An 18,842-nucleotide genomic window follows, 5' to 3' on the forward strand; every position below is an offset into this window, starting at 1 on the left:
CGCCCTGCTCCGCCACGCCCTGAACCTGCTTGCTCGTGTAAGCGCCCTGCCCTGGATCCGGCCCGCACGCCCGCCGAGGGGAACCGTCATGGCACCAGAACCACCCCTGCTCACCATGTCCGGCATCACCAAGTCGTTCCCCGGCGTCCGGGCCCTCGACGGCGTCGACCTCGACGTCCAGGCCGGCGAGGTGCACTGTCTGCTCGGCCAGAACGGGGCGGGCAAGTCCACCCTCATCAAGGTCCTCGCCGGCGCTCACCAGCCAGACGACGGAACGATCACCTGGCGCGGTGAACCGGCCGTGCTGAGGTCGCCCATCGCCGCCATGCGCCTCGGCATCGCCACCATCTACCAGGAACTCGACCTGGTGGAGGGACTGTCGGTGGCCGAGAACGTCCACCTCGGGCACGAGCCCACGGCCGCCGGGTTCGTCGTACGCGGAAAGGTGGCGAAGAGCTCGACAGCCGCCCTGCTCAAGCGGCTCGGGCACAGCGAGATCGACCCCGGACGCCTCGTCGGCGACCTCTCGGCCGCCCAGCAGCAGATCGTCTCCATGGCGCGGGCGCTCTCCCACGACGTACGTCTCATCGTCATGGACGAGCCGTCCGCCGCCCTCGACCCCGACGAGGTCGACAACCTCTTCCGCATCGTGGGCGATGTGACCGCGGACGGCGTCGCCGTCGTCTACATCTCGCACCGGCTGGAGGAGATCCGCCGCATCGGCGACCGGGTGACCGTCCTGAAGGACGGCCGGGCGGTGGCGGGCGGACTGCCCGCGAAGTCCACGCCCACCCGCGACGTCGTGGCGCTGATGACCGGACGCAACGTCGAGTACGTCTTCCCGCAACGGCCCGCGACCGCAGCCCCCGGCGAACCGGTGCTGACAGTGCAAGGCCTGGCCAGAGAGGGGGAGTTCGCGCCCCTCGACCTCCAGCTGCGTCCCGGCGAGATCGTCGGGCTGGCCGGGCTGGTCGGCTCCGGCCGCTCCGAGATCCTGGAGACCATCTACGGAGCGCGCAGGCCGAGCGCCGGTCAAGTCACCGTGGACGGACGCCCGTTGCGGCCCGGCAGCGTACGGGCCGCCGTCCGCGCAGGACTCGGGCTTGCTCCCGAGGAACGCAAGGCACAGGCCCTGCTGATGCTGGAGTCCGTGACCCGCAACGTGTCGGTGTCCTCCATGTCCCGCTTCTCGCACGGGGGTTGGATCGACCGGGGCGCCGAGCGCCGGGCCGCCCGCACCGCGACACGCGAGCTGTCCCTGCGCCCCGACAACCCGGCGGTACCCGTGCGCACCCTGTCCGGCGGCAACCAGCAGAAGGCGGTCCTGGCGCGCTGGTTGCTGCGCGGCTGCAAGGTGCTGCTGCTCGACGAACCGACCCGCGGCGTCGACGTCGGGGCCCGCGCCGAGCTGTACGCGGTCATCCGCCGCCTCGCCGACGAAGGCCTCGCCGTGCTGCTGGTCTCCAGCGAAGTGCCCGAGGTCCTCGGCCTCGCCGACCGTGTCCTGGTGCTCCGCGAGGGCAGCGTCGTCCACACGGCGCCCGCCCGCGAACTCGACGAACACCGCGTCCTCGACCTGGTCATGGAAGGAACCTCATGACGCAGCCCGCGTCCCCGCCCCGGGACCGTACCGACAAGGTGCCCTCGACGGCACCGCTCCCCGCGTGGCGGACGCTCGCGGCCCACGCCGACGTCCGCACCCTCTCCCTCCTCGGCGTGCTCGCCGCACTGATCGTCATCGGCGGCATCACCAAACCCGACGAGTTCCTCGACACCCGAAACCTCCAACTCGTCCTCACCCAGGCCTCGGTGATCGGCGTCGTCACGGTCGGCATGACCTTCGTCATCACCTCCGGCGGCATCGACCTCTCGGTCGGCGCGATCGTCGCGCTCTCCTCGGTGTGGGCGACGACGCTCGCCACCCAGGAGTACGGCTTCGCCGGCATCCTCTTCACCGCGGTGCTCGTGGGCGTGGGCTGCGGACTGGTCAACGGACTGCTGATCGCGTACGGCGCGATGGTGCCCTTCATCGCCACCCTCGCCATGCTCGCCTCGGCCCGCGGACTCGCCCTCCAGATCACCGACGGCAGGACCCAGATCGTCTCCGTGGAAGGGGTGTTGAAGCTCGGCGAGCGCGACGCGTACGTCCTCGGCATACCGCCGCTGGTCCTCGTCTTCGCCGTCGTCACGGTCATCGGCTGGCTGATTCTCAACCGCACCACGTTCGGCCGGCGCACGGTCGCCGTCGGAGGCAACGCCGAGGCGGCACGGCTCGCGGGCATCGACGTACGGCGCCAGCGGCTCTACCTCTACCTCCTGTCCGGACTGTGCTGCGGCATCGCCGCGTTCCTGCTGATCATCCTGTCCGGCTCGGGCCAGAACACCAACGGCAACCTCTACGAACTCGACGCCATCGCCGCCGCGATCATCGGCGGCACGCTGCTCACCGGCGGCCGGGGCACCATCACCGGCTCCGTGCTCGGCGTCCTGATCTTCACCACGATCACCAACATCTTCGCCCTGAACAACCTGCAGAGCGACGTCCAGCAGATCGCCAAGGGCGCGATCATCGTCGCCGCCGTGCTGGTCCAGCGCCGTACCGCGAGCACGACCTGAGGAAAGGGTTCACCGCCATGCCAGAGTCGATGCCATACCTGAGCCGGACAGCTGTCGCGAGCCGCAGGGGACTGCTCTTCGGAACCGCCGCCGTCTCGGCCGGCGCCCTCCTCACAGGCTGCACCAGCAACGACCCCAAGGACGAGAAGCCAGCCGCGGACGACCAGCCGGCTGCCGACGACAAGCCCGGCAAGCACGTCACCATCGGCTTCGCGGGCCCCCAGGCCGACCACGGCTGGCTCAACGCCATCAACGACAACGCCAAGAACCGCGCCAAGAAGTACTCGGACGTGTCGCTGGAGATCACCGAGGGCTCCAACGACACGGCAGCGCAGATCGGCCAGATCGAGACGCTGATCAACAAGAAGGTCGACGTCCTGGTGGTGCTCCCCGCCGACGGCAAGGCGCTCACCCAGGTCGGCCTCAAGGCCATGCGCGCCGGCATCCCCGTCGTCAACCTCGACCGCATCTTCAACTCCCCGCAGGCGTACCGCTGTTGGATAGGTGGCGACAACTACGGCATGGGTCTGAGTGCCGGCAGTTACATCGGCGAGAAGCTCAAGGACAAGAAGGACGCCCGGGTCATCGAACTGGCCGGGCTCGACAACCTCGAACTCACCAAACAGCGCACTCAGGGCTTCGACGCGGCCCTCAAGAACTACCCCAACATCAGGAAGGTGGCCCGTCAGGCCGCCGACTTCACCGTCGAGTCCGGCCAGGCCAAGATGGCCCAACTCCTGCAGGCGCAGCCGAAGTTCGACGCGGTGTGGAACCACGACGACGACCAGGGCGTGGGCGCGCTGCGCGCCATCAAGCAGGCCGGGCGCGACGACTTCCTGATGGTCGGCGGCGCGGGCGCCCTCTCCGCCTTCCAGGCCATCAAGGCCGACAACAGCGTGCTGAAGGCCACGGTGCTGTATCCGCCGACGATGGCCGCCTCCGCGATCGACCTGGCCCGCGCGCTCGGCCAGGGCAAGGGGATCGGAGGCCTCGCCGAGTTCGAGATCCCGGCGTCGCTCACCCTCTATTCCGCCGTCGTCGACAAGGACAACGTCGGCCAGTACATGGCCACCGGCTTCAGGTGATCCGCCCCGCCCGCACCCCCCACCGCGCCACGACGACGAGGAGGACATCAGCATGGGACAGCCGCACCAGCCCGACGAGGCCGAAGCGGACACAGGTGCCGGGAAGCCGGCACTCGGTGTGGGCATGGTCGGATACGCCTTCATGGGCGCCGCCCACTCCCAGGGCTGGCGCACCGTGGGCCGCGTCTTCGACCTGCCGAGCCGCCCGGTCCTCGCCGCCGTCTGCGGCCGCGACCGAGGAGCTGTCCGTGCCATGGCGGACCGGCACGGCTGGGCGGCCGTCGAGACCGACTGGCGCGCCCTGATCGCCCGGGACGACGTCGACGTCGTCGACATCTGCACCCCGGGCGACAGCCATGCCGAGATCGCCGTCGCGGCGCTGGCCGCGGGCAAGCACGTGCTGTGCGAGAAGCCCCTCGCGAACACGGTCGAGGAGGCGGAGGCGATGACGCGGGCAGCACATGAGGCCCACGCACGCGGCCAGATCTCCATGGTCGGCTTCAACTACCGCCGGGTGCCCGCCACTTCACTCGCCCGCGCCATGGTCGCGGAAGGACGCCTGGGCCTCTTGCGGCATGTTCGGGTGACGTACCTTCAGGACTGGCTGGTGGACCCGGAGTTCCCGCTCACCTGGCGGCTTCGCAGGGAACAGGCCGGGTCCGGGGCCCTCGGCGACCTGGGTGCGCACATCGTCGACCTCGCGCAGTACCTGGCGGGGGAGCCGCTGCTCGGCGTCTCCGCCCTCACGGAGACGTTCGTCCGTGAACGGCCCCTGCCGGCCGGAGCGACCAGCGGTCTGAGCGCGGCGGGCGGGTCCGCGAGAGGGCCCGTCACCGTGGACGACGCCGCCCTGTTCACCGGCCGGTTCGCCTCCGGTGCCCTCGCCTCCTTCGAGGCCACCAGGTTCGCGACCGGCCGCAAGAACGCCCTGCGCATCGAACTCAACGGCGAGCGCGGCTCGTTGGCCTTCGACCTGGAACGGCTCAACGAACTCTCCTACCACGACCACACCGAACCCGGCACGCACGCGGGCTTCCGCCGCATCCTCGTCACCGAGTCCGAACACCCCTACCTGGAGGCCTGGTGGCCGCCGGGTCACGGCCTCGGCTACGAGCACACCTTCGTCCACCAGGCCCGTGACCTGGTGCAGGCCATCGCGGCGGGCCGACCGCCCACGCCGTCGTTCGCCGACGGGCTGCAGGTGCAGCGCGTCCTCGCGGCCGTCGAGGAGAGCGCCGCGAAGAACTCCGTCTACACGCCCATCGCGGTCTGAGACCGCACACGCCGACCACGCCGGTCCGAGACCCGCACACACGGGCCACCGAGGTGGTCCGAGACCCGCACACACGGGCCACCGAGGTGGTCCGAGGAGGCTGACACGTGCCACGGAACTTCACACTCTTCACCGGCCAGTGGGCCGACCTGCCCCTCGAAGAGGTCTGCCGGCTCGCCCGCGACTTCGGCTACGACGGACTCGAACTGGCCTGCTGGGGCGACCACTTCGAGGTCGACAAGGCACTCGCCGACCCCGCCTACATCGACTCGCGCCACCAACTCCTCGACAAGTACGGCCTCAAGTGCTGGGCGATCTCCAACCATCTCGTCGGTCAGGCCGTCTGTGACGCCATCATCGACGAACGCCACCAGGCCATCCTGCCCGCCCGCATCTGGGGCGACGGCGAGCCCGAGGGCGTACGGCAGCGGGCCGCCGCCGAGATCGCGGACACCGCGCGCGCAGCGGCTGCCCTCGGCGTCGACACCGTCATCGGTTTCACGGGCTCGTCGATCTGGCACCTGGTGGCCATGTTCCCGCCCGCGCCGGAGTCGATGATCGAGCGCGGGTACGAGGACTTCGCGACCCGCTGGAACCCGATCCTGGACGTCTTCGACGCGCAGGGCGTGCGGTTCGCGCACGAGGTCCACCCGAGCGAGATCGCGTACGACTACTGGACAACTCACCGCGCACTGGAGGCCGTTGGCCACCGCCCGGCCTTCGGTCTCAACTTCGACCCGAGTCACTTCGTGTGGCAGGACCTCGACCCGGTCGGCTTCCTGTACGACTTCCGCGACCGCATCTACCACGTCGACTGCAAGGAAGCCCGCAAGCGGCTCGACGGCCGCAACGGCCGCCTCGGCTCGCACCTGCCCTGGGGCGACCCGCGGCGCGGCTGGGACTTCGTCTCCGCGGGCCACGGCGACGTCCCCTGGGAGGACGTCTTCCGGATGCTGCGTTCCATCGGCTACGACGGCCCCGTCTCGGTCGAGTGGGAGGACGCCGGCATGGACCGGCTCCAGGGCGCTCCCGAGGCACTGACCCGTCTCAAGGCCTACGACTTCGAGCCTCCGTCGGCCTCGTTCGACGCGGCGTTCGGCGGCAACTGACCGTATGACTCTCCGGGGTGACGGCGCACCCCGGCGTACCGCACACACCCGTACGACCAGCCCCTTCATGGAGGCATTCGTGCACGCGAACGGACACCACAGAGACAACCCCACTCCCCGCAGACGCCCGCGGCTCAGAGGCACCCTCGCCCTGCTCACCGGGGCGATGCTCGCAGCCGTGTCCCTCACCCTCACCGCACCCCCGGCCGGCGCAGCCGTCGCCGACCCGGGAAGCAAGTCCGGGCGCACCACGGCGGCCGGCTCCGGCTCGGCCGCGACCGCCGCCGCAGCCGAGGACTTCCAGCAAGTCACCCTGGCCAAGGGCGAACCGGAGGTCGGCGAGCCCATGTCCCTCGCCGTCCTCCCGGACCGCTCGGTCCTGCACACCTCGCGCGACGGCGAACTCCGCCTGACCGACGCGGCGGGCAACACCAAGCTCGCGGGAAAGCTCGACGTGTACGCACACGACGAGGAAGGCCTCCAAGGCATAGGCGTAGACCCCGACTTCACCGACAACCGCTTCATCTACCTCTACTACGCGCCCCCGTTGGACACACCCGCCGGTGATGCCCCGGAGACGGGCACCGCGGCCGACTTCGCCCCCTTCGACGGTGTCAACCGGCTCTCGCGGTTCGTCCTCAAAGCGGACGGCACGCTCGACGCGGCCAGCGAGAAGAAGATCCTCGACGTCCGGACCTCCCGCGGCATCTGCTGCCATGTCGGCGGCGACATCGACTTCGACGCGGCGGGCAACCTCTACCTCTCGACCGGGGACGACTCCAACCCCTTCCAGTCGGACGGCTTCACCCCCATCGACGAGCGCGCCGACCGCAACCCGGCCTTCGACGCCCAGCGTTCGGCCGGCAACACCAACGACCTGCGCGGCAAGATCCTGCGCGTCAAGGTGAACGCCGACGGCTCCTACTCCATCCCCGACGGCAACCTCTTCCCGCCGGGGACCGAAAAGACCCGCCCCGAGATCTACGCGATGGGCTTCCGCAACCCGTTCCGCTTCAGCGTCGACAAGGCCACCGGCATCGTCTACGTCGGCGACTACGGCCCCGACGCGGGCGCAGCCGACCCGGCCCGCGGACCCGGCGGCCAGGTCGAGTTCGCCCGAGTGACCAAGGCGGGCAACTTCGGCTGGCCGTACTGCACGGGAGCCAACGACGCCTACGTGGACTACGACTTCGCCACCAAGGCCTCCGGTGCGGCCTTCGACTGCGCAGCGCCGAAGAACACCTCGCCGCACAACACCGGCCTCACCGATCTGCCGCCCGCACAGTCAGCCTGGATTCCCTACGACGGCTCGTCCGTCCCGGAGTTCGGCGACGGCTCCGAGTCCCCGATGGGCGGCCCGGTCTACCACTACGACGCCTCGCTCGACTCGCCCGTCAAGTTCCCCGAGGCGTACGACGGGAACTTCTTCGCCGGGGAGTTCGGCCGTCGCTGGATCAAGCGGATCGTGACGGACGGCAGCGGCACCGTGCAGTCCATCAACGCGTTCCCGTGGACCGGCACCCAGGTGATGGACATGGCGTTCGGGCCGGACGGAGCCCTCTATGTCCTCGACTACGGCACCGCCTGGTTCGGCGGCGACGAGCACTCCGGCCTGTACCGCATCGAGAACGCCACCGACGGGCACTCACCGGTGGCGCAGGCTGCGGCGGACCGTACCTCCGGGCAGGCGCCGCTGAGGGTGCGGTTCTCCTCCGAGGGCACGAGTGACCAGGACGGTGACGCGCTCACCTACAGCTGGGACTTCGGGGACGGCGGCACGTCCACCGCGCTCGACCCGACGCACAAGTACAAGAAGAACGGCACCTACACGGCGACCCTGACCGTGAAGGACCCCAGCGGCCGCACCGGCAGCGCGAGCGTGCAGGTCGTGGTCGGCAACACCGCGCCGAAGGTGGTCCTCGAACTCCCGCAGGACGGGCAGCTGTTCACCTTCGGTGACGCGATCCCCTTCAAGGTGAAGGTCACCGACCCCGAGGACGGGACCGCCGTCGACTGCGCGAAGGTCAAGGTCACCTTCATCCTCGGCCACGACTCCCACGGTCACCCGCTCACCTCGGCCGACGGCTGCTCCGGCACCCTTCAGACCAGTGCGGACGGCGGTCACGACGACGACGCCAACATCTTCGGAGTCCTCGACGCCGAGTACACCGACGGCGGAGGCGGCGGCCAGGCCCCGCTCACCACGCACGACCGGAACGTCGCCCAGCCCCGGCACCGCCAGGCCGAGCACTTCGGCAACGCCTCCGGAGTCTCGGTGATCACCAAGGACACCGCGCACGGAGGAAAGACCGTCGGCGACATCAACAACGGAGACTGGATCTCCTTCACGCCGTACGTCCTGACCAACGCCAGGACGATCACGGCACGCATCGCATCCGGCGGCGCCGGCGGCACCCTCGAAATCCGCGCCGGTTCGCCGAAGGGCACCCTGCTCGGCAAGACGACGGTACCGGTCACCGGCGGCTGGGAGACCTTCCAGGACGTCACCGCGAACCTGTCCCGCGCGCCCCGCGGCACCACCACGCTCTACCTGGTCTTCAAGGGGAGCGGCAGCGGCGCCCTGTACGACGTCGACGACTTCGCCTTCACGACCGGCTGAGGGAGGTGCCTGATGCGCTCAACCATCCGACTGACAAGCGTGGTCGGCGGCGCCGTCCTGCTCCTGGGCTGCGTCTCCGGACCCGCCGCGTCCCACCCGTCCGACGGTTCCGGGAAACGGGTCCTGGTCTTCTCCAAGACGGCCGGCTTCCGGCACGACTCCATCCCGGACGGCGTCACGGCCGTGCAGCAGCTCGGTGAGACGGGCGGCTTCACCGTCGACGCGACCGAGGACGCGGCGGCCTTCACCTCGGCGAACCTGCGGCGCTACGACGCGGTCGTCTTCCTGTCCACGACGGGGGACGTCCTCGACCCCGCGCAACAGACCGCCTTCGAGGGCTACATCCGGCACGGCGGCGGCTACGTCGGCATCCACGCCGCCGCCGACACCGAGTACGACTGGGCGTTCTACGGCGGCCTCGTCGGCGCCTGGTTCCAGTCGCACCCGGCGATCCAGCCCGCCACGGTGAACGTCGAGGACCGCTCCCACCCCGCGACCTCGGGACTCTCCCGGACGTGGGACCGCACAGACGAGTGGTACAACTACCGCTCCAACCCCCGGGAACGAGTCCACGTCCTCGCCTCCCTCGACGAGTCGTCCTACACCGGCGGCACCATGAACGGCGACCACCCGATCGCCTGGTGCCAGAACTACCGGGGCGGCCGCGCCTTCTACACGGGCGCCGGCCACACCAAGGAGTCGTACGCCGACCCCGCCTTCCGGCAACACCTGTTGGGCGGCATCCGGTACGCCATCGGCGCCGCACAGGCCGACTGCCGCCCGGAGAACGGCTACCGCCCGCTCTTCGACGGCACGCCGCAGTCGCCGGCGGCATGGAAGCAGGCGGGACCGGGTTCCTTCGACCTGAGCGACGACGGCACGCTCACGTCGAACGGCGGACTGGGAATGCTCTGGTACGCCGAGTCGGACTTCGCCTCCTACTCGCTGAAACTCGACTGGAAGATGTCCGGCCCTTCCGGAGACGACAACTCCGGTGTGTTCGTGGGGTTCCCGGCCTCCGACGACCCCTGGTCGGCCGTGAACAACGGCTATGAGATCCAGATCGACGCGACCGACACCCCCGATCGCACCACCGGTGCCGTGTACAGCTTCCAGTCCGCCGACATCAGGAAGCGCGACCGTGCGCTGAACCCGCCGGGGGAGTGGAACACGTACGAGATCCGCGTGGAGGGCGAGCGACTCCGCGTCCGGCTCAACGGCGTGCAGATCAACGACTTCACCAACACCGATCCGGCCCGCAGCCTGCGTGACGGACACCTCGGTATCCAGAACCACGGAACCGGCGACCAGGTGTCCTTCCGCAATGTGCGGATCAAGGAACTGCCCGCGCGTTCGGCCGCGCCGGGCAACTGAACGGCGGCGGGCGGGAGACGCCGTACTCCCGCCCGCCGTCTTCCCCACCTGTCCTGACGGGGTTCGCGTACGACCTGCGCGTACGACCTGCGCGTACGACCAGCGCGTACGACGTGCGCGTCGACAAGGAGCTGCCCATGTCCGCGTCCCTTTCCCGAGCCCGAGTGGGCGTGTGGCTGATCGGAGCGCGCGGCTCCGTCGCCACCACCGTCGTCGCGGGCTGCGCCGCCGTGACCGCCGGCCTGCACCCGCCCACAGGCATGATCAGCGAGACTCCGGCGTTCGCCGACTGCCGCTTGCCCGCCCTCTCGTCTCTAGTCTTCGGCGGCCACGACACCGTGGACTGCCCCCTGCCCAAGCGCGCCGAAGCGCTGGCGGCCGGCGGTGTCCTGCCGGCCGGCCTGCCCGCCGCCGTCGCCGCCGAACTGGCCGCCGCCGACCGGGAGATCAGACCCGGTGGACCGGCCCCCGGCGACACCCGCGACGAGACGGAGCTGATCGACACCTTCGCCGCGGACCTCCGGGACTTCGTCCGCCGGTGCGACCTGGAACGGGCCGTGGTGGTCAACGTCGCCTCCACCGAACCGGCGCCGACCGGCACCGAACTCCCCGCCAGCTCCCTCTACGCGGCGGCCGCCCTGCGCGCGGACTGCCCGTATGTGAACTTCACCCCCTCGACCGGCCTGCACCACCCGTCGCTCGCGGCGCCGGCGGCGGCGAGCGGACTGCCGTACGCGGGCCGTGACGGCAAGACCGGTCAGACCCTGCTGCGCTCGGTCCTGGGCCCGATGTTCACGCAGCGCGCCCTGGCCGTGCGTGCCTGGTCCGGCACCAACCTGCTGGGCGGCGGCGACGGGGCGTCCCTCGCCGACCCGGCCGCCGCGGCTGCGAAGAACGCCGGCAAGGAACGCGTCCTCGCCGACACCCTCGGCACGACCCCCGAGGGCGAGGTCCACATCGACGACGTCCCCGCCCTCGGCGACTGGAAGACCGCCTGGGACCACATCGCCTTCGACGGCTTCCTCGGCACCCGAATGATCCTTCAGACAACCTGGCAGGGCTGCGACTCATCCCTCGCCGCGCCTCTCGTCCTCGACCTGGCGCGCCTGGCCGCGCGCGCCCACGAGGCCGGCCTCGCGGGACCGTTGAGCGAGCTCGGCTTCTACTTCAAGGACCCGGTGGGCGAGGGGCCCTCTGCCCTGGGGGAGCAGTACGCGGCACTCGTCGGCTTCGCGCAGCGGCTGCGGGGGAGCGTCCGATGAGCCCACGAGCGGACGCGACCCCCGATGCCGCGCTGCATGCCGGCGCGCGTGCCTGGGTGGAACTCCTGCGCATGCCCGCCCTGTTCACCGTCCCCGGCGATGCACTCGCCGGCGCGGCGGCAGTCGCGGCCCGCCCCGACTCCCGAACCCTCCTTGCAGTCGGCTGCTCCCTGTGCCTGTACGAGGCGGGCATGGCCCTCAACGACTGGGCCGACCGCGACGAGGACGCCGTGGACCGCCCGCACCGGCCGCTTCCCTCCGGCCGCATCGGCTCGCCCGCCGCCCTCACCGCGGCCATGGCCCTCACAGCCGCCGGTCTGGCCCTCGCCGCCCGCGCCGGCCGGCCCGCACTCGCGGTGGCCGTGCCCCTTGCGGCAACCGTCTGGGCGTACGACCTGGCCCTGAAACACACCCCCGGGGGCCCGGCGACGATGGCCGCGGCCAGGGGACTGGACCTGCTCCTCGGCGCCGCGGCAACCTCCGGCCGCACCCGCGAAGCCCTCCTCCCCGCCGCTCTCCTCGGCACCCACACCCTCGCTGTGACTGCCGTGTCCCGCCAGGAGACCCGGGGCGGCTCACCCCTGGCCCCGTTGGCGGCCCTGGGCACGACAGGCCTGCTCACCCTGCTCCTGACCCACCGCCGGGGCGGGCCCCACACCACGGACGACACCTTCCGCACAGCCCTGGCCGCCGCCTACGCCGCAACCGCAGCCCGCCCCTACCTCCACGCCGCCCTGAACCCCTCACCCCCGCTCACCCAGCGAGCTGTCGCCGGCGGCATCCGCGCCATGATCCCCCTCCAGGCCGCCCTCGCCGCCCGCTCCGGCGCCCGCACCACCGCACTGCTCACCGCCGCCCTCGCCCCGGTCGCCCGGGGACTCGCGAGGAAGGTGAGCGTGACATGAGCCCCGCGCACGCCCTGCGCTTCGGCTACGGCACCAACGGCCTCACCGACCTCCGCCTGTCCGATGCCCTCGCCCTGCTCGCCGACCTCGGCTACGACGGTGTGGGGCTGACCCTCGACCACATGCACCTCGACCCGCTGGCCCCGCAACTCGCCGCGCGCACACGGCAGGTGGCCCGCAGACTGGAGACGCTCGGCCTCGGCGTCACCGTGGAGACCGGCGCCCGCTATGTCCTCGACGCGCGGCGCAAGCACGGACCCTCGCTCCTGGACCCGGACAGGGACGACCGCGCCCGGCGTGCGGACCTGCTGATCAGGGCCGTGCGCGTCGCCGCGGACCTCGGCGCCCACGCCGTGCACTGCTTCAGCGGAGCGACCCCGTCCGCCACGGACGACGACACCGCGTGGAAGCGCCTGACCGAGGCACTCGCCCCGGTAGTGGAGGCCGCCACCGCCGAGGGCGTCCCCCTCGCCGTCGAACCCGAACCCGGGCACCTGCTCGCCACGCTCGCCGACTTCCACCGTCTGCGCCGCGCCCTCGACAGCCCGGACGCACTCGGACTCACCCTGGACATCGGCCACTGCCAGTGCCTCGAACCCCTTCCGCCCGTCGACTGCGTACGCGCCGCCGCACCCTGGCTGCGCCATGTGCAGATCGAGGACATGCGCCGCGGCATTCATGAACACCTCCCGTTCGGGGACGGGGAGATCGACTTCCCGCCCGTACTCCAAGCCCTGGCCGAGACCGGCTACCGGGCGCTGACCGTCGTGGAACTGCCCCGCCACTCCCACGCGGGCCCCCACCTCGCCGAACACTCGCTCTCCTTCCTCCACCGAGCGGCCGGGGCGATCCCCCGCGTCCCCCAAGGGAGAACCCCATGAACCACCCTCACCGCACCCAAGGCGACGTCAGCCCTGGCGACCGCACCCAGGGCGACGGCTCCCACGGTGACCAGCCCCATGGCGACCGCGCAGGCCAGGCCACCTCGACCGGCATCTCCGCTCTCCACGCCCATCTCACCGGCCGGCTCGACCCGGCCGCGCGTGCCTGGCTCGACCAGGCCCTCGACGAGGCCGCCGACCGCCCCGGCACCCGCGGACCCATCTCCGCCTGGGAGCTGCGGATCGCCGAGGCAGGCCGGCGGTGCGGACCAGAACACGCCGACGACGCCCGTGTCCTGCTCCTGCACGCGGCCCGCGCCGCGCCGGACACCCTCGCCCGTGTGTACCGCCAGGGCACCGCCGCCGAACGCCGGGCCGTCCTGCACGCGCTGCCCCACCTGGTGCCCGGTCCTGAGGCCGTGCCCCTGGTCGAGGACGCCCTGCGCACCAACGACACCCGGCTCGTCGCCGCCGCCGTCGGCCCGTACGCCGCCCGGCATCTGGACGCCCACCCCTGGCGGCACGCCGTCCTGAAGTGCCTGTTCACCGGAGTCCCCGTGGACGCTGTGGCCGACCTGCCCCGGCGCGCCCACGCCGATGCCGAACTCGCCCGCATGCTCGGCGACTACGCCGACGAACGCAGCGCCGCGGGTCGTCCCGTGCCGGACGACCTCTACCGCGCTCTGGCACTGACCGCCCCCGCGGCCACCTCGTCCGGCAGCTCCGGCAGCTCAGGCAGTCCCGGCACGTCCGCCTCGTCCGGCAAGGAGTGCTGATGCGCATCTTCGACCCCCACATCCACATGACGTCACGGACCACCGACGACTACGAGGCCATGTACGCCGCGGGCGTCCGCGCCGTCGTCGAGCCCTCCTTCTGGCTCGGCCAGCCCCGCACCTCACCCGACTCCTTCTTCGACTACTTCGACTCCCTCCTCGGCTGGGAACCCTTCCGCGCCGCCCAGTACGGCATCGCCCACCACTGCACGCTCGCCCTCAACCCCAAGGAGGCGAACGACCCCCGCTGTGTTCCCGTCCTCGACGAGCTGCCCCGCTATCTCGTCAAGGACCAGGTCGTGGCCGTCGGCGAGATCGGCTACGACTCGATGACGCCCGCCGAGGACACCGCCCTGGCGGTCCAGCTGCAACTCGCCGCCGACCACGGCCTGCCCGCCCTCGTCCACACCCCGCACCGCGACAAGCTCATCGGCCTGCGCCGCACCCTCGACGTGGTCCGGGAGTCCGCACTGCTCCCGGACCACGTCCTGGTCGACCACCTGAACGAGACCACCGTCAAGGAGGCGAAGGACAGCGGCTGCTGGATGGGTTTCTCCGTCTATCCGGACACCAAGATGGACGAGGAACGGATGGTCGCCGTCCTGCGGACCTACGGCCCCGAAAAGGTCCTGGTCAACTCGGCGGCCGACTGGGGCCGAAGCGACCCGCTCAAGACCCGCGGTGTCGGCGACGCCCTGCTGGCAGCCGGCTTCACCGAGGACGACGTCGACCTGGTGCTGTGGCGCAACCCCGTCGCCTTCTACGGGATCGGCGGCCGCCTGAACCTCGACGTCGCCGGCACCGACACCACACACGAGGGAAACTCCATCCTGCGCGGCGGGGAGTGACCCATGCGCTTCCGGCACCCCGACGGCTCCACCGTCCACCTCGCCTACTGCACCAACGTGCACCCGGCCGAGACCCTCGACGGCGTCCTCGCCCAACTCCGCGACCACTGCGAACCCGTGCGCAGGAGGCTCGGCCGCGACCGCCTCGGCATCGGCCTGTGGCTGGCCAAGGAGGCCGCACGCGCCCTGGTCACCGACCCGTCCGCGTTGCGCGGTCTGCGCACCGAACTCGACCGCCGGGGCCTCGAAGTCGTCACCCTCAACGGCTTCCCGTACGAAGGCTTCGGCTCCGGGGAGGTCAAGTACCGTGTGTACAGGCCGGACTGGGCCGACCCGGCGCGACTCGAGTACACCACCGCCCTCGCCCGCGTCCTCGGCCGGCTGCTGCCGGAGGACGTCACCGAAGGCAGCATCTCCACCCTGCCCCTGGCTTGGCGTACGGCGCACACCGACGAGCGAGCCGAGACCGCCCGCACCGCCCTCACCACACTCGGCGAACGCCTCGACGCCCTGGCGGAGCTGACCGGCCGCTCCATCCGCGTCGGTCTGGAACCGGAACCCGGCTGCACCGTCGAGACCACGCACGACGCCCTCGCCCCGCTCGCCGCGATCGGCCACGACCGCATCGGCATCTGCGTCGACACCTGCCACCTCGCCACCTCCTTCGAAGACCCGCAATCCGCCCTGGACGCGCTCGCCCGCGCCCGCGTTCCCGTGGTCAAGTCCCAGCTCTCAGCCGCCCTGCACGCCGAACACCCCCATCTCCCCGAAGTCCGCGCGGCCCTCGCCGCCTTCGACGAACCCCGCTTCCTGCACCAGACCCGCACGGACACCGCCGCCGGCCTGCGCGGCACCGACGACCTCGGTGCGGCACTCAACGGCGATGCCCTGCCCGACGCCCGCCCCTGGCGCGCCCACTTCCACGTCCCGCTGCACGCCGCCCCCGCGGCGCCCCTCACCTCCACACTCCCGGTCCTGCGGGCCGCACTGGCCCGTCTCGTCGGCGGCCCGCGTCCGCTCACCCGCCATCTGGAGGTCGAGACCTACACCTGGCAGGCCCTGCCGCCCGAGCTGCGCCCCCGCGGCCGCGCTCAACTCGCCGACGGCATCGCCGCCGAACTCACCCTCGCCCGCGACCTCCTGACGGACCTCGGCCTGAAGGAACTCCCATGAGCGCACCCACCGACGCACCCATGAGCGACCCCACGACCACCCCGTCGAGCACACCGCAGACACAGGGCACACCGCAGACCCGTCCCGGCCGCCCCACCCCTCTCCTCGTCCTGGACGTCGTCGGCCTCACCCCCCGTCTCCTCGATCACATGCCCCGCCTCAAGGCCCTCGGCCGGACCGGCTCCCGCGCCCACCTCGGCACCGTCCTGCCCGCCGTCACCTGCGCCGCACAGTCGACCTTCCTCACCGGCGCCCACCCAAGCGAGCACGGCATCGTCGGCAACGGCTGGTACTTCCGCGAGCTCGGCGACGTACTGCTGTGGCGCCAGCACAACGGCCTGGTCTCCGGCGACAAACTGTGGGACGCCGCCCGGCGCGCGTATCCCGGCTACACCGTCGCCAACATCTGCTGGTGGTACGCCATGGGCGCCGACACCGACATCACCGTCACCCCCCGTCCCGTCTACTACGCCGACGGCCGCAAGGAACCCGACTGCTACACCCGGCCCCCGGCCCTGCACGACGAACTCACCGAGAAACTCGGCACGTTCCCGCTCTTCCACTTCTGGGGGCCAGGCGCCGACCTCGTCTCCAGCCGGTGGATCATCGACGCGACCCGCCACATCAACCGCACCCGCCACCCCGACCTGACCCTCTGCTACCTCCCTCACCTCGACTACGACCTGCAGCGCTTCGGCCCCGACGACCCACGCTCCCTCCGGGCGGCCACCGACCTCGACGCCGCCCTGGCCCCGCTGCTCGACGACGCGCGGGCGGAGGGCCGTACCGTCGTCGCACTCTCCGAATACGGCATCACCCGCGCCGACCGCCCCGTCGACATCAACCGCGCCCTGCGCCGCGCCGGACTCCTCGAAGTGCACACACAGGACGGCATGGAGTACCTGGACCCGATGGCGTCACGTGCCTTCGCGGTCGCCGACCACCAGATCGCGCACGTCTATGTGCGACGCCCCGAGGACCTGTCGGCCACGAAGGCCGCGCTTGCCGGGCTGCCCGGCATCGCCCAACTCCTCGACGACGAGGGCAAGAAGACCCACCATCTCGACCACCCGCGCTCCGGCGAACTCGTCGCCGTCGCGGAGCCGGACGCCTGGTTCACGTACTACTACTGGCTCGACGACGCCCGCGCCCCCGACTTCGCGCGACTCGTCGAGATCCACCGCAAACCCGGCTACGACCCGGTCGAACTCTTCATGGATCCGCTCGACCCCTACATCAAGGTGAAGGCGGCGGGCGCTCTCGCCCGCAAGAAGCTCGGCATGCGCTACCGCATGGCGGTCGTGCCGCTGGACCCCTCACCTATTCGCGGCAGCCACGGCCGCCTTCCCCTGAGCGACGACGAAGGTCCGCTCATCATCTGCTCCACCCCCCGCGCTGTGGACGGCCGCGTCGCGGCCACCGAAGTGAAATCCCTGCTCCTCGGCCTGGCAGGACTCGGGTGACGAGAACCCACCAGGCGTGACGAGCGATTACGGAAAGTGAAACACGCGCCACTGACAACGCGTTCGGCCTGTGGACAAACCGCAGACGGACCAGACCACATCAGCCACGCCCACCAGCCACCGCCACCGCCACCAGCCGTCCGGCACCCGTAGAGCCGGACCACGACCCGAAAGAGAAGAGAGTGACCGTGACCGCGTTCAACGACGAATCCGCAACCGGCGACGCCCTGCGCCGCACCCTCGGCGTCAGCCGCCGCAGTTTCCTCAGCACCTGCACAGCCGCCGCGACCGCGGCCATCGCCGCGCCCGTGCTCGGCGCCTCACCCGCCCTGGCCCAGGACGCGGGCAGAGGCGGCGACCACGGCGGCAGCGTCCTGATTCCCGCGAACAGGCGCGGCATCATCCTCTACACCGTCCGCGACGCAGTGGGCCGCGACCCGCTCGCCGGCGATCTGCCCTCCGGGTTCCGCGAGGTCTTCCAGCAGCTCTCGCGGTTCGGCTACCGCCAGGTGGAGTTCGCCGGATACGGCCAGCACGCCAACGCACCGGGCGGCGCGAACCTGGAGTCCGTCGAGGGCGCCAGGCTGCTGCGCTCCTGGCTCGACGCCTACGGACTGCGGGCGCAGGGCAACCACGGCTTCATACCGCCCTCCTGGCCGCTGACGGCTCCCGACCTGGACACCTTCAAGAAGCACCTGGAGATCGCCAACATCCTCGGCATGGACCACATGGGCACCGGCGGCGACCCCACCGGCAGCGCCTACCGGGCCGACTGGGACGTGGCCGCCGACAAGTGGAACGCCCTTGGTGAGATCGCCCGCCGCGAAGGCATCAAGCTCTACACCCACAACCACGACGCGGCCTACGCCTTCCTGCTCGACGGGGGCCCGGCGGACGACCAGGGCCGCCCCACCCGCAGCTCCGGCATCCGCAAGCTGGAGTACTTCCTCAAGAACACCGACCCCAGGGCCGTCTGGCTGGAGATGGACATCTTCTGGGCGCATGTGGCCCAGTACAAGTTCCACACCTACACGGCCCACGACGGCTCGACCCAGGAGAAGGTCTTCGACCCCGCCGGGCTCGTCGCGTGCAACAACAAGCGCTACCCGCTGTTCCACGCCAAGGACGGCATCGTCAACACCACCAACGGCATGGGATACGACATGGTGCCCTTCGGTACCGGCGTCATCGACTACACCAGGTTCTTCACGCGCGTCGGTGCGCGGAACTACCACAACCCCATGGTCGAGCAGGACAACGCTCCCAGCGCAACCGACCCCGGGCAGTCGCTGAAGCACGCGAAGATCGGCTACGACAACCTCGCGGCCCTCCGGAAGAAGCGCCACTAGCACGCACCGACGACCAGGGCGGGGGGGGGGGGGGGGGGGGGGGGGGGGGGGGGGGGGGGGGGGGGGGGGGGGGGGGGGGGGGGGGGGGGGGGGGGGGGGGGGGGGGGG

15 protein-coding genes are annotated in these 18,842 nt (G+C 71.2%); all 15 read left to right on the plus strand.

Annotated features, from left to right (window positions below):
* Window positions 1-88: 88 nt before the first annotated feature.
* The 15 genes from ACN6LB_RS18580 to ACN6LB_RS18650 all read left to right on the plus strand — a co-directional run bounded on the left by ACN6LB_RS18580 (window position 89) and on the right by ACN6LB_RS18650 (window position 18,734).
* Complete coding sequence (locus tag ACN6LB_RS18580) at window positions 89-1,600, plus strand: sugar ABC transporter ATP-binding protein (protein ID WP_445026882.1); 1,512 nt, start codon at window positions 89-91, stop codon at window positions 1,598-1,600.
* Window positions 1,597-2,616: an ABC transporter permease gene (locus ACN6LB_RS18585; protein WP_356141371.1), complete on the plus strand. Its 1,020-nt coding sequence runs from the start codon at window positions 1,597-1,599 to the stop codon at window positions 2,614-2,616. The genes ACN6LB_RS18580 and ACN6LB_RS18585 overlap by 4 nt, the downstream gene beginning before the upstream one ends.
* Before the next feature lie 29 nt (window positions 2,617-2,645).
* Window positions 2,646-3,701 (plus strand): substrate-binding domain-containing protein, encoded by a 1,056-nt coding sequence (locus ACN6LB_RS18590; RefSeq protein ID WP_356141369.1) that lies wholly within the window; start codon window positions 2,646-2,648, stop codon window positions 3,699-3,701.
* A 52-nt stretch (window positions 3,702-3,753) separates the two neighbouring features.
* Entirely contained in the window at window positions 3,754-4,974 is a 1,221-nt protein-coding gene (locus ACN6LB_RS18595) for a Gfo/Idh/MocA family protein (RefSeq protein WP_445026883.1), read from the plus strand.
* 107 nt (window positions 4,975-5,081) lie between these two features.
* A complete protein-coding gene (locus ACN6LB_RS18600) occupies window positions 5,082-6,083 on the plus strand; it encodes a sugar phosphate isomerase/epimerase family protein (RefSeq protein ID WP_445026884.1) in 1,002 nt (333 codons plus the stop codon).
* Window positions 6,084-6,162: 79 nt separating this feature from the next.
* The gene (locus ACN6LB_RS18605) at window positions 6,163-8,703 is read left to right on the plus strand and encodes a PQQ-dependent sugar dehydrogenase (RefSeq protein ID WP_445026885.1); all 2,541 of its coding nucleotides are present in this window, start codon (window positions 6,163-6,165) and stop codon (window positions 8,701-8,703) included.
* Between the two features lie 12 nt (window positions 8,704-8,715).
* Entirely contained in the window at window positions 8,716-10,077 is a 1,362-nt protein-coding gene (locus ACN6LB_RS18610) for a ThuA domain-containing protein (protein WP_445026886.1), read from the plus strand.
* Window positions 10,078-10,214: 137 nt separating this feature from the next.
* Window positions 10,215-11,339 carry an inositol-3-phosphate synthase gene (locus ACN6LB_RS18615; protein ID WP_445026887.1) on the plus strand — a complete coding sequence of 375 codons (1,125 nt, stop codon included), beginning with the start codon at window positions 10,215-10,217 and terminating at the stop codon, window positions 11,337-11,339.
* The gene (locus tag ACN6LB_RS18620; protein WP_445026888.1) at window positions 11,336-12,244 is read left to right on the plus strand and encodes an SCO3242 family prenyltransferase; all 909 of its coding nucleotides are present in this window, start codon (window positions 11,336-11,338) and stop codon (window positions 12,242-12,244) included. Before ACN6LB_RS18615 ends, ACN6LB_RS18620 begins: the two co-directional genes overlap by 4 nt.
* Complete coding sequence (locus tag ACN6LB_RS18625; protein WP_445026889.1) at window positions 12,241-13,125, plus strand: sugar phosphate isomerase/epimerase family protein; 885 nt, start codon at window positions 12,241-12,243, stop codon at window positions 13,123-13,125. Before ACN6LB_RS18620 ends, ACN6LB_RS18625 begins: the two co-directional genes overlap by 4 nt.
* The gene (locus ACN6LB_RS18630) at window positions 13,122-13,901 is read left to right on the plus strand and encodes an EboA domain-containing protein (protein ID WP_445026890.1); all 780 of its coding nucleotides are present in this window, start codon (window positions 13,122-13,124) and stop codon (window positions 13,899-13,901) included. Before ACN6LB_RS18625 ends, ACN6LB_RS18630 begins: the two co-directional genes overlap by 4 nt.
* A complete protein-coding gene (locus ACN6LB_RS18635) occupies window positions 13,901-14,749 on the plus strand; it encodes a TatD family hydrolase (RefSeq protein WP_445026891.1) in 849 nt (282 codons plus the stop codon). The genes ACN6LB_RS18630 and ACN6LB_RS18635 overlap by 1 nt, the downstream gene beginning before the upstream one ends.
* A 3-nt stretch (window positions 14,750-14,752) precedes the next feature.
* Window positions 14,753-15,922 (plus strand): metabolite traffic protein EboE, encoded by a 1,170-nt coding sequence (gene eboE / locus ACN6LB_RS18640; RefSeq protein ID WP_445026892.1) that lies wholly within the window; start codon window positions 14,753-14,755, stop codon window positions 15,920-15,922.
* Window positions 15,923-15,942: 20 nt separating this feature from the next.
* Window positions 15,943-17,385 carry an alkaline phosphatase family protein gene (locus tag ACN6LB_RS18645; protein WP_445026897.1) on the plus strand — a complete coding sequence of 481 codons (1,443 nt, stop codon included), beginning with the start codon at window positions 15,943-15,945 and terminating at the stop codon, window positions 17,383-17,385.
* A 188-nt stretch (window positions 17,386-17,573) separates the two neighbouring features.
* Window positions 17,574-18,734, plus strand: a complete 1,161-nt coding sequence (locus tag ACN6LB_RS18650) for a sugar phosphate isomerase/epimerase family protein (protein ID WP_445026898.1) — start codon at window positions 17,574-17,576, stop codon at window positions 18,732-18,734.
* Window positions 18,735-18,842: the final 108 nt, after the last annotated feature.

The sequence above is a fragment of the Streptomyces sp. SAS_270 genome (genome assembly GCF_052543295.1).